Annotated in this window: 12 protein-coding genes and 1 pseudogene; 5 read left to right on the plus strand and 8 right to left on the minus strand. The window is 22.8% G+C overall.

Going from position 1 to position 12,994, the window contains the following annotated elements; genetic code table 4:
• Positions 1–3 precede the first annotated feature (3 nt).
• Positions 4–2,238: a hypothetical protein gene (locus AACK94_RS07135; protein ID WP_338975660.1), complete on the minus strand. Its 2,235-nt coding sequence runs from the start codon at positions 2,236–2,238 to the stop codon at positions 4–6.
• 231 nt (positions 2,239–2,469) lie between these two features.
• Positions 2,470–4,089: a lysine--tRNA ligase gene (locus AACK94_RS07140; RefSeq protein ID WP_338975662.1), complete on the minus strand. Its 1,620-nt coding sequence runs from the start codon at positions 4,087–4,089 to the stop codon at positions 2,470–2,472.
• 238 nt (positions 4,090–4,327) lie between these two features.
• Here AACK94_RS07140 and AACK94_RS07145 point away from each other — a divergent pair, with 238 nt between their 5' ends.
• Entirely contained in the window at positions 4,328–4,516 is a 189-nt protein-coding gene (locus AACK94_RS07145) for a transposase (protein WP_338975664.1), read from the plus strand.
• On the opposite strand, the pseudogene AACK94_RS07150 reads toward AACK94_RS07145, so the two are convergent.
• From AACK94_RS07150 to AACK94_RS07160, 3 genes and pseudogenes are all read right to left on the minus strand, one after another.
• A pseudogene (locus AACK94_RS07150) lies at positions 4,508–5,746 on the minus strand (IS256 family transposase). The gene AACK94_RS07145 and the pseudogene AACK94_RS07150 sit on opposite strands and share 9 nt — an antisense overlap.
• A 192-nt stretch (positions 5,747–5,938) precedes the next feature.
• Positions 5,939–6,964 (minus strand): hypothetical protein, encoded by a 1,026-nt coding sequence (locus tag AACK94_RS07155; RefSeq protein WP_338975666.1) that lies wholly within the window; start codon positions 6,962–6,964, stop codon positions 5,939–5,941.
• 2 nt (positions 6,965–6,966) lie between these two features.
• Positions 6,967–7,896: a DNA cytosine methyltransferase gene (locus AACK94_RS07160; RefSeq protein ID WP_338975668.1), complete on the minus strand. Its 930-nt coding sequence runs from the start codon at positions 7,894–7,896 to the stop codon at positions 6,967–6,969.
• 231 nt (positions 7,897–8,127) lie between these two features.
• Between AACK94_RS07160 and AACK94_RS07165 the strand changes: the two genes are divergently transcribed.
• The 4 genes from AACK94_RS07165 (at position 8,128) to AACK94_RS07180 (ending at position 10,765) form a co-directional block, all read left to right on the plus strand.
• On the plus strand, positions 8,128–9,069 hold the full coding sequence (locus AACK94_RS07165; RefSeq protein ID WP_338975669.1) for a hypothetical protein: 942 nt from the start codon (positions 8,128–8,130) through the stop codon (positions 9,067–9,069).
• A gap of 285 nt (positions 9,070–9,354) precedes the next feature.
• Positions 9,355–9,948, plus strand: a complete 594-nt coding sequence (locus tag AACK94_RS07170) for a hypothetical protein (protein WP_338975670.1) — start codon at positions 9,355–9,357, stop codon at positions 9,946–9,948.
• Between the two features lie 39 nt (positions 9,949–9,987).
• Complete coding sequence (locus AACK94_RS07175; protein WP_338975671.1) at positions 9,988–10,377, plus strand: hypothetical protein; 390 nt, start codon at positions 9,988–9,990, stop codon at positions 10,375–10,377.
• A 139-nt stretch (positions 10,378–10,516) separates the two neighbouring features.
• Positions 10,517–10,765: a hypothetical protein gene (locus tag AACK94_RS07180; RefSeq protein ID WP_338975672.1), complete on the plus strand. Its 249-nt coding sequence runs from the start codon at positions 10,517–10,519 to the stop codon at positions 10,763–10,765.
• Between the two features lie 58 nt (positions 10,766–10,823).
• Here AACK94_RS07180 and AACK94_RS07185 read toward each other — a convergent pair whose 3' ends face one another.
• From AACK94_RS07185 to dnaB, 3 genes are all read right to left on the minus strand, one after another.
• Positions 10,824–10,946 (minus strand): hypothetical protein, encoded by a 123-nt coding sequence (locus tag AACK94_RS07185; protein ID WP_338975673.1) that lies wholly within the window; start codon positions 10,944–10,946, stop codon positions 10,824–10,826.
• 12 nt (positions 10,947–10,958) lie between these two features.
• Complete coding sequence (locus tag AACK94_RS07190) at positions 10,959–11,090, minus strand: hypothetical protein (protein ID WP_338975674.1); 132 nt, start codon at positions 11,088–11,090, stop codon at positions 10,959–10,961.
• Positions 11,091–11,651: 561 nt separating this feature from the next.
• Entirely contained in the window at positions 11,652–12,992 is a 1,341-nt protein-coding gene (dnaB, locus tag AACK94_RS07195) for a replicative DNA helicase (protein ID WP_338974284.1), read from the minus strand.
• Positions 12,993–12,994 lie beyond the last annotated feature (2 nt).

Genomic DNA, 12,994 nt, shown 5'->3' on the forward strand with positions numbered 1-12,994 from the left:
AGTTTAAATTGTATTTAATATTTCTGCTTTTGTTTCCAAAGGTAATTGAGATTCTATTAAGCCCATATTCTCTCATTTTTGTTTGCTTGCATTTTTTGATTCTTCTGATAAAGGTTGCTGTAACTCTGGAATTTCAGTACTTATTAATTTTCATACTTCATTTAAAGATGTTAATTTTATTTCTTCTTCATTTAATTTATTTTTAATTTTTTGTTCTTCTTTTTTTAAATTTTTTTTATTTAAACTATTTTTTAAATTATCACAATTTTCAGTAGTTTTTTTAATTTCCATTGCAAAAAAATCTCTAATATTTTCCAATGTTGTAGATAAATCTTTTACTTCATCTTCATGTAATTCCTTTATTGAAATTAATTTTTTTTCTAAATAATTTATTTGAAATTCTAGTTTTTCAATTGTTTTATTTTGTTCTTCAATTTTTTGATCTTGTCAACTAGGTTTCTCATTTTCTTGATTTATTTCGGTTTGGATTTCAATACTTACTAGTTTTGATTGATTAATTGTTCTTAAAGACTCCTGAATTTTTTCCTTTTTTTCTCTAATTGCATTTTTTATTATTTTTTTTTCTTTTAATTTAAAATTAATTTCTAAAGTTGTGAAATCATCTTTAAATTCATTTTCTATTTTTTCTTTTTCTTCTCTTATGTTTTCTAAATTATTTTTAATGTTAAAATTTTCATTAAATTTTTTAATACTGTCAGCATTTTCTTCTCAATAATTTTCAATAATCTTAATAAATTCTATATTTTCTAATTTATTAACTTCTTTTAAGAAATTAATAAATATTTTTTGATCTTTACTAATATTTTTAATTCATTTTTCTTTTATTTTTTTAAGTTCAAACATCATCGTATGTTTATTTTGCTTAAAAAAATCCTCGATTTTATTAATTTTATCCTCAATTTTTTTTATTTTTTTATCATTAATACTTAACTCAGTATCATGTCTTGTAATATTATCTTGTAACTCCGCAATATAATCATTCTTTTTCTTAATATCACTATTCTTTTTTTTAATCACTACATCTATTTCTTTTAAATATTGTTTTTTTCCTTTTTTATCATCTGAAATATTTGGAATAAATATTTGATTTTCAATATTATTTTTATTTTCTTCTAAATCTTGCAAGTAAGTAATTTTTTTAATTTTTATATTTTTCTTTCGTTTTTCTAAATTTTCAATTTGTTTTCTTTTTTCTGCTATCTCTTTCTGATGCATTCTAATTTGTTCTTTTTTTTCTTCTAATTCATTTTTAAATAATTCTATACTTTCTTTCACTTTATCTTTAGTTTTAATAATTTCTTCTTGTTCACTTATTAATTCTTTTTCTCGATCATTATATTTTTCAAATATATCATTGTATATTCTTTCTTCATTTTTAATAATTTTTTTAATATATCGGTTAAATATGTCATCTATTAATTCAAAGAAAAATACAAAATTTTTATCAAATTTACTTTTTAAATCTTTATCTTCATTTAAAATTAATTTATATTCATCTCCACTTTTCATTCTAAATGCTCAAAAAGATAAAATTAATTGAGTCATAACTTCTTCTTTAAAAAGATTTTCAAAAATTTTCTCTTTTTTATTTTCTAATTCCTCATTTTTTTGATATAGCCTACGAATTTCTTTATCAATTTTTATTTTTAATTCTCGTGTTTTTTTTAAAAACTCTTTTTTATTTTCAAAAATATTTAAATTTATTGTTTTTAAAAAAATAATATCATTACTTATTGTTTCACTTAAAAAATTAAAAAGATTAAAATAATCTGTGATTTCAGTAAACTCAGTACTATTTTGACTACCCTTATTAATTTTATTTTGTTCAATTAATGTTTTATTTTTTTCCAAGAATAATAATTTTTCATTTTGTTCTTTAATTTTACTATCAAGTTCTATTAAAAAATAATCTAATTGTTTAATTAATTTTAAATCTTCTTTTTTTTCTCAAAAATAAGAAAAAAAATTATATTTTAAATCATTTCTTAATTCTTTAATTAATTTATCTAAATCAGTTTTTTTATTTTCTTTTAATTGAGTTAATGGTGCTGATGTACTTGGGTTTTCAAAATCAGTATCTTCTGAATTAGAAAAAAAGTTATCTTTTTCATTATACTCTTTAAAAAAATTCTTAAAAGTTTCAACAACTTCGTCTAAATTTTCATCAGTTAAAGGATAATTTCTAAATTTTTTTATTAATTCATTAAATCAAGGCATAAATCTTATTCTCCTAAATTTTATTTATAAAATAAAAAAACCAATTGTTTTTAAATAAAACAATGGGTTTGAAAACTTATATTTTTCAATCTTTTGTGTTAATAACAATAAAACGCTCCTTATTCTAAAGATCTAAAGAAGTATCTTGATTATAACTAATTAATTTATCTTTTTTTAAAAAAAAGATAAATTACTATTATATGTTTATATAATAAAAATTTATCACAAAAATTATTTTTCAGTTCTAGGTTTCATATGTGGAAATAATAATACATCTTTAATACTATTTTGGCCAGTTATTAACATGACCAAACGATCAATACCAATTCCCAATCCACCTGTTGGTGGCATACCATACTCCAATGCTTCAACAAAGTCTAAATCCATAGTTGCTGCTTCATCATTACCACTATTTTTTTCTTTTACTTGCTCTTCAAAACGATTATATTGTTGCAAAGAATCATTTAGTTCCGAATAAGCATTTGCATATTCTCTACCAGCAATAAATAATTCAAAACGATCAGTAAACTCTTTACTATTTTTATTTAATTTAGCAAGTGGTGAAATTTCAATTGGATAATCAAAAATAAAAGTAGGTTGAATTAAAGTTTCTTCAACAAAAGATTCAAAAAATAAATTAATAATATGACCAGTACTATTATAATGATCTGGAATATGAAGTTTATAACTTTTTGCAAGTTTTAATATAAGTTTAAATGTTTTATTTTTTTCAATATTTCTAATATTATCATCTTCAATATTATGATATTTTAAAATCATATCACTAATTTCTTGGAAAATTTTAGTAAACTCTTCATCTTTGATCATAGCTTTTTTAATTGAATCAATCATACTAATTTTTGTTCACGATTTTTCAAAATTTAATATATTTTCATCATATTCTAATATTAATTTATTATGCACTGTATTAATTAAATGTTTTATACAAGACTCTGTTAAATCCATCATATATTTCATATCTTGATAGGCAACATAAATTTCAATAGTTGTAAATTCTGGATTATGTTTTTTACTCATACCTTCATTACGAAATAATCTACCAATTTCATAAACTTTTTCAAAACCACCAACTATTAATCTTTTTAAATGTAATTCAGTAGCAATCCGTAAATATAAATCGGTTTTTAATGTATTATGATGAGTGATAAAAGGTTTAGCGGCAGCACCACCATATACTTCTTGTAAAATAGGTGTTTCAACTTCTAAATAACCTTTATTATTTAAAAAACTTCTTAATTCATTAATAATTTGTGTACGTTGTAAAAATGTCTTTTTAGTTTCTTGATTCATAATTAAATCTACATATCTTCGTCGATAACGTTCTTCAATATCTGTTAAACCATGAAATTTATCTGGTAAAGGTCTAAGTGCTTTTGATAACATTACAATATCATAGATTTGAACTGTTAGTTCTCCTTTATTGGTTTTCATAACCTTACCTTTAATACCAAAAAAATCGCCTAAATCTGCATATTCTGCAAATCATTCAAATTTTTTTTGATTAATATATTCTGGTTTTAAATAAATTTGAAATTTACCTGTTTGATCTTGCAAATGAGCAAAAATTGAACCCTTTCCCATTTCTCTTTTTGTCATTAATCTACCCGCCATTTTAATTTGATCATTAGGTAAATTAGCAACAAATTTTGCTAACTCTTCTTTATTTTTATTTCTAAATTCACTATTTAAAGTTTCACAATTATAATTTCTTTCTCAATTACGCCCATAAATATCATAATTTTGTTTATATAAATCTTGTATTTTTTGATATCTTAATGCTTCTTGCTCTGTCAAAATACGTCCATTAATTTCAAGTTTAGTTTCTTTCATTGTTTTCATCCTTTGTATTTAAAATAAGTATTTAAAATAAAAAAATTAAATTAAATAAGATTGTTTAGGTTTATACATAATGATATCAATTTTCAATACCAAATTCTACTGTCAACAATTAATTTTAAATTTTATAATAAAACCCTTATATTTATAATAAGGTGGATGGGTTACACTTTATTGGACACTAATTACATAGACAAGTGAACAAATTAGTTAAAAGAAAGGAATTATAATTATGGTCACTATTAACTCATATTCAGATGAATTTAAAAAACAAATAGTAGCTTTATATCAAAGTGGCAAATCAGTATCTTGCCTTGTTAAAGAATACAATGTTACAAGAGCAGCTACTTACAATTGAATTAAGCAATTTAGAGGCTTTTATGTAATCTGTGTATCTTTATTTTACAAAGTACTAGTTTAGATTAATTCTATCTTCAAATTTTATCATAAAATGAGCAATTGCTGTATTTCAATTTTGAATGGGCATTGTTCATTTTTTTGTTATATTTTCAATTGCTAAATAAAATATTTTAAAAACTGCCATATCATTAGGAAAAACTTTTTTATTTCTGATAACTTTTCGTAATTGACTATTTACAGATTCAATAGCATTTTTTGTATAAATCACTCTTTTAATTTCTGCAGGATAACTAATAAAAACCATTAAATTATCTCAATTTTTATATCAAGATTTAGCAATTTGAGGATATTGTTTATTTCACTTATTTTCAAATGATTCTAAAGCTTGCATTGCTTGTTCTTCACTACATGCACTATAAATTGGTTTTAAATCTGCAACTAGACCTTTTCGATGTTTGTATGAAACATATTTTAAACTATTTCTAATTTGATGAACAATGCATAATTGATGTTCTGTTTTAAGATAAACTGATTGTATTGCTTCTGACATGCCTGTTAAATTATCACTACAAGCAATAAGAATATCATTTAAGCCATGATTTTTCATTTATGTTAAATTTGCTAATCAAAATTTAGAACCTTCATTTTCACTAATTCATAATCCTAAAACATCTTTTTTGCCTTCTAAATCAACTCCTAATGCTATATAAACTGATTTGTTAATAATCCGTTTATCTTGTCGTACTTTAACTACTATACAATCAAAATAAACAATAGGATAAATACTTTCTAATGGTCGATTTTGTCATGCTTTAACATCATCAATAACATCATCAGTAATTTGACTAATAACACTTTCACTAATATCAGCACCATGATATAACTCTTGCAACTGCATTCTAATGTCAGATAATGTCATTCCTTTTGCATACAAGGAAAGAACTTGTTGATCAAAACCATCAAATCTTCTTTGCCTTTTAGGAACTATTACAGGAGTAAAATTACTATTGCGATCTCTTGGTACATCAATTTCAATTTTACCTTGTTGAGTTATTAATTTTTTTGAACTTGTACCATTACGAGCATTTTCAGTAGTACTATGTTGATTTTTTTCATATCCTAAATAATTTTGCATTTCAGAATTCAACATTTTTTCAACTAATCTTTTTGTTAATTCTTTATATAAACCGCCAGATTTAAAAACTGTTGTTAAATCTTCAGTATTTTCTAGTAATAAATCTACTGCTTTTGATATTGGATCATTATTATTAAAGTTATCTTTTTTAGCCATCTGTAACTCACTCTTTCTAGTCATTTAATTATATTTACTAGAATTAATTAAACATAGTTATTTTTGTAAGTTACACAGATTACTAAACATTTCCAAATATAATCTAGTAATAGATTATATTTTTTTATTTTTTTATATTTTTTAATAATTGAAAATCATTAAAATTTTTGATTTTAATATCAAAAATATATACTAATTAATTTTTAACATTGAAAAATCAAAATCTTCAGATGAAAAAACTCTGTTATTTCTTTTTAAAAATTCTTTTGTTTTATAAATTTCTTGAGAAACCAAAATATATTGTCCTTTTTTCTGTAAAATATTATTCATCACTTTTTCTGTTAAATCTAATCCTAAAGTTACAACTATCATTGCATCAACATCTAACTCTGATACATTTTCAGAGTTTTGTTTATACCTTTCTCTAAGCGTTCTTTTTGCACTAATACCAATATTAAATTTATTATATTTTACAATAAAATCATATTCAACTGAATGAACTTTTGAATCATGAGAATTATTTAATAATTCAATATTTTCTTTGAATTCTAAAAATTTCTCCTTAACTCTAGCTTCATAACTTGAACCAGCTGTAGATTTTATTGATTGATTAACACTTTCACTAATAATCAAATTAAAAACTGCAGCACTATTTAAATTACTATTTTTTGATAAAAATTTAATTTTTTCATTTAATTTTAATATTTCATTATTTGATGTATTTAAAATAAAACTACTTTTATCATTATCCAATCTTATAAGCATATCAATTATTAATGAAAAAATTACTCTAAAACTATATGGATATTCTAAGCTACTAATATCATACTCTATACTAAGTGGATCATTTATACTACTAATTTTTTTTACAAATCTGGAATTTGTAAATGTTTTAACTTCTTCTCATAAAAGTTCTTTTAATTGAAATAAAGAAATTGCAAAATCTAAAAAAATAATAAAATTATTTACATTTTTATTATTTGTTAATAATAATTCAGATATATTATTTGATTCGCCATTAGTTTTATAATTTAATACACTAATAATAAGTTCATATCAAGATTTACTATCCAAATTTTTATTTTTATTTCTTTCAATTAATACTTGTAAATCAAATAAAACAGATGACTTTACTTTTGATTGAATTAGTCACTTTAATATTCTATAAAACAAAATATTTTCATCTCATATTGTTTTTTCAATACCATCAATATTCATGATTAAAATTTTACTCTTTCTAATAATTTAACAATTTCTTTAGCTATTTCTCTAACAACTGCTACAGCAACCGAATTTCCAAACTGTTTATAAGATTGATTATCACTAACAATAATTTTAAAATTACTTGGAAATCCTTGCAAATTAGCACACTCTCTTGGAGTTAATTTTCTTGGATTATTATTTTCTTGATATAATAATATTTCTGATCCGTCTTTATAATATCTGGCCGATAAAGTACTTGTATACTCTGAATTTTTATACACCAATGAATAACCAAATCCATTTCCTTTAGACCTATTACGCTCTTTTCTTTCCTGATGACTATTTCAAAGTTTATCAGAAATTGTATATTTTTTATCAATATTATTTTCTATTATATCGGAAACTGCTGTTGGCTTATTAAAAGAAGTAGGAAACTGAAAATCTATACTATGTTCTAAAAAACCAACTATGTATACTCTTTCTCTATTTTGAGGAAGACCAAAATTTCGAGCATTTAATATCTTATAAGTAACTTTATAACCTAAATCTGTTAGATTATTTAAAATAGTTCTAAAGGTATTACCTTTTTCGTGATTCATTAAACCTTTCACATTTTCTAATAAAAATGCTTTTGGTTTATGAAAAGATAATATTCTAACTATTTCATAAAATAAATTACCACGATCATCGTTAAAACCTTTTCTTTTTCCTGCAATTGAAAAAGCTTGACAAGGAAAACCGCCTAATAATAAATCATGATTTGGTATACTTTCTTCAGATATTTCTCTGATATCTCCAAAAGGTATTTCATTAAAATTTTCGTTATATGTTTGCACTGCAAATTTATCTATTTCACTACTAAAAACACATTCCATTCCTAATTCTCTAAAAGGTAAACTTAAGCCACCAATTCCAGCAAATAAATCTATAAATTTTAATTTACTCAAAGTAAGACCTCCTTGCTCTTTTTACAAAATTTTTAATTTTACTTCACAAAGAAATTATAACATTCATCCTTATCTTATTTTTTAATAATTGAAAATCATTAAAATATTTAATAACATTGACATTTTTATTTTTAATATCTATACTGTATATGAATCTAATATAGTTTATAACTCAATTACTTTTGAATAAGTAATTGAGTTATTTATATTTTAAAAAGGAGAAAGTTAAAAATGAATATCAATGATGATTTAATAAATACAATTTATCATGAGGCAGGACATGCTTTTATAAACTTAGCAAAAGGTATTTCATTATCAGAAGAAGGAATTACTATTAAAAACAATGGCGGTGGTCATACAATGATAGAACCATCAGAAAATGTTTCATTATTATCAATGATATCTTCTAATCTTGCGGGAAAAATAGCTGAAAAAATTATGGTAGGAAAATCAATTCCTCAATCAGCCTCACATGACATACAAAATATTTTAGAATTATTAGATGAACTATCAAAAATAAATTTAAGTCATAAAATACCAAAAATTTTACTAAAACAAACACAAGAAACCGTAAATACATTAATAGAAAATTATAAGACAATACATTTAATTGCAATAATGTGTCTTGTTAAAAATGAAAATAATAAAGAAGAAATAGAATTTATTTATAAATATAAAGAGTTGCCAAAACACATCAAATGTAAAATAGAACAAGATACAAATTTGAATAATTTTTTAAATTCAGAATTTAATGTTGAAAGTTTTAAAAAATATCAAAATTATAGTTTTGAAGACTTTTTTAAATATGAATTGTTTGAATTTAAGACATTATTAAATTTCTATCCAAATTTAAAATCTGAAGCAAATGCTTATGAAAACTTTAGTAATAAAATAATTGATTTGTGTTTGAAAAATGATTCATTGAAATTAAAAATTATTAAAGAATATACAAAAGTAGTTGAAGAAATTGTTAAAAAATCAATAACAGTAGCAGAAGATTGAAATAATGCATCTATAAATTTTACTGAAACTATTTTAAGTAAAATATTATGAAAAGAAATACCATTTTATTCACAATGAAATAAAACAGATATAGGTTTTATTAATCAAGAAAATAGCAAAGTTTCAACAAGTAAAGGTCAAAGTTCTAGTAATAAATTACAAAAAATATAAATCTTAGATACTTTTAAACTTTAGACATATTACGCAACTAATTAATTTTAAAAATTGAAAAAATATTTAATATTTTACTTCATTAATTGATTTATAGTAGTGTTTGGAGAAATTATAAGGTAGCGATGTTATTAATTTTTATCCATATATAATTTCATATATCCTTGAAATGAAATGAAATAAATTACCTTTTATACACTGAAAAAAGTTTTAAAAATATTATAATAAATAAATGATATATTTGAATATGTCACCATAAATCTAAAAATTTTAAAGAGGTATAAAATGAAAAGAATATTAAATATTTTAAGTTGTTTAACATTTAGTGCATTAACTACTATTAACATTAACGCTTGTGACTTTTTTGATAACAACCCTCACAAATCAAAACCTTTGTACGAAAATGAAGAATGATTTAATGGCACAAGTTCTCAATATGAAGGCAATATTGTAGACAATATCAATATAATGTCTTGAAAAAAATATCATTTAGATTGACAATCATTTATTAAAAAGTATCAATTGTTAAATTTTGATGATAAAGCAATTATTAAAGTTGAAACTGCCACATATAAAAACTGTATATGACATAATTTACCATCTCAAATTACAGGACCTAACTTATCAGTTAATACAGCAAAAATTAACACATCAAGTAACACAAATGATGAAAAAAACAAAACTTGAAATATAGAATTTATGTATTATTATGGCAGTTGACTTACTCCGTTAGTTTTTATTCATATATATGCTCAAGCATTTTTTTGATATAGTAATAATGGCAATATATATTTATCTATTCATTTAAAAGAAGAATCAAAAAATGCTGTAGAAGGAGCACACTTTAAACTTCAAATAAATAGTACATATTTAAGCTAAATTTATTAATTATAATAATGAAAAAGGGACAATATAACAATGAATGATGAAGATGAAAAATGTGACTTAGAAGTTAAATTAATTTTAGAAAAACAATATAAAAATGATCAAATCAAAGAATTCTTAGTAAAACTTATAAATTCAAAAAAAGAAGAAAATAAATTTTATAGTAACTTAGAATTACTGGCGGATGTTTCACTATATTATAAAAAAATTAAAAAAACTGTTAAAATAACAAATAATATTTTGGAAATAATAAGCAAAATTTTAAAATTAAATGATACTGAAATAAATAATTTTTTAAGTTTAAGTTGAAATAAAATTCAAGAAATAACTACAGAAAAAATCATAAATATCGAAGAAATTAATGATTTATTAAATGAACCTTTTGTAAATACTTCATATATTAATCAAAAAAATTTAATATAGATTTCTAATTTAATATCTTTCTAAAATACTTACATTAACTTCATAAATAACACTAAAAAGTATTATAAATACTATTTTATTTTTGAAATAATGTAAAATTATTTTATAAAAGGGTTAAAGTTTGAAAAAGGGGTATTTTATGAAAAATTTAAAAAGTATACTATCAATTGTAGGTGTTTTAGGGTTTACAGCAGCAACAACAAGCAATGTCACTGCATGTATAAGTAATATAACAAGTAATTTTCAAGAAATAACAAATTGAAAAGAAAATAATGGTGAAATTCAAAGCTTAGTTAATAATAAAATACTATTTATGCAGGAACCAAAACTGGTGATAACAAAGGTAATTTATTTAAAATTACAAAAGATGACACAACAACACCTTTAACAAATTGAAAAGAAAGTAATGGTAAAGTTCAAAGTTTATTAAATGTTAATGCTACGATCTATGTTGGAACAAAAACTGGCGATGGCAAAGGTAATTTATTTAAAATTACTGATGATGATACAATAACAGCACTATCTAAATGAGATGAAAACAACGGTGAAATATGTAGTCTATTAAACATTAATAATACTATTTATGCAGGAACAAAAACTGGTGATGGCAAAGGTAATTTATTTAAAATTACTGATGATGATACAATAACAGCACTATCTGATTGAAAAGATACTAATGGTGAAGTTCGTGGTTTACTAAATGTCAATGGCACAATTTATGTTGGAACTAAAACAACACCCGTTGATAATGTATATACAGGAAAGTTAATTAAAATTACAAAAGATGACACAATAACAATATTATCAAAATGAAATGTAAACAATGGTGAAATTTATAGTTTAACTACTTCAACAAACGAAAATATTTATATCGGAACTAAAACTGGTGATGGTCAAGGATATTTATATAAAGTTAAAGAAGATGGTGAAAATACAGTAGTAACTAACTGAAAAGATACTAATGGTGAAGTTTTAAGTCTAGTTAATGATAATAATACAATTTTTGTTGGAACAAGAACTACTGATGGTAAAGGAAGATTATTTAAAGTTGTCTATACAGTAGCAATTGGTATTTTTAGTTGAAGTAGCAGTGGTGGTGAAGTACATAGTTTATTAAATGTCAATGGTATTGTTTACGCTGGAACTAAAATTAGTGATAATAAAGGAAAACTATTTAAAAGTTTAAATCCAGAAGGATAATAAAAACTAATTAATTTAATTTATTAACTTCTTTTAAAAAAACCTAAAATTAAATTTTAGGTTTTTTATTATTTTTATCCTGTATAATTTTCAAACTTACCTCATTTTGGAATAAAAACAGTTACTACTTTTCCTGTCGGGCCGTTTCGATGTTTAGAAATAAGAATTTCAGCAAGATTACTTTCTTGTGAACTTGTTGTTTCTTCGCTATTTTTTTCCTTATAATAATCATCACGATATAAAAACATAATTACATCAGCATCTTGTTCAATAGCCCCTGACTCACGTAAATCAGACATTAAAGGACGTTTTTCTTCACGTCTCTCCACCATTCTTGATAATTGTGATAAACAAACAATTGGTACTCTTAATTCTCTTGCCAAAATTTTTAAACTACGAGAAATATTTGAAACTTCTTGTTGACGTGATTCACTATCTCTACCAGTTAATAACTGTAAATAATCAATAATTACTAACTTAATGCTATTTTCACGACTTAATTTTCTTAATTTAGTTTGCAACTCTAAAACTCTTAAACCAGGTGTATCATCAATAATAATTCTTTTTTGTTTCAATTGCTCAGCAGTAGCACTAATACGATTTCAATCAGCTTGTGTAAATTTAGACTTATTACGTAAACGATTAGCATCAAAATGTCCTTGACAAGAAATCATTCTTGTAATTAATTGATCTTTTGGCATTTCTAATGAAAAAATAACAACAACATCGTTTTTATTATCTTGTTCATTAGCAGCATTTAAAGCAAAATTAAGTGCTAAGGCGGTTTTACCCATTGAAGGTCTAGCTGCTAAAATAATTAAGTCACCTCGTTGAAAACCACTAGTAATCATATCCAAATTGTTAATACCTGAACTTGTACCAGTAATATTAACTGTTGATTTTTGTAGTTGTTCAATTTTAGTTACCACATCATCAATGTGTTCACTAATTGGCAACATCTCTTCATGATTACGTTCACTACTTACTTGTACAATTTGAGCTTCAGCAGCAATTAAAACTTCATTAATTGACTTTTCACTTTGTAACTCTTTACCAATATTTTTTAAAGCATTTTCTAATTGTCGTTTAGTAGTTCTTTCAATCAAAATATCAATGTGTTCTTTTAAATTAGCATCAGTAATATATTGAGCCACTAAAGAAGATAAATATTCAATTCCACCAATTTTATCCAAATTATTTTGCTTAACTAATTCTTCGGCAATAGTTGTTACATCAATACCGGAATTATTTTTATAAAGATTGGTAATTGTTTTAAAAATAATTTGATTAGAATTAATTGTAAAGTCATGTGGTGCCAATAAATTTAATGCACTTTCACATGCTGGTGATGATTGAATCATCGCACTTAAAACATTAACTTCTGCATTATTTATATATTGACCATTGTTAGACATAA

This window comes from Spiroplasma endosymbiont of Monopis laevigella (genome assembly GCF_964019975.1).
In the GTDB taxonomy this organism is placed as follows: Bacteria; Bacillota_I; Bacilli_A; order Mycoplasmatales; family VBWQ01; genus Spiroplasma_E; species Spiroplasma_E ixodetis_A.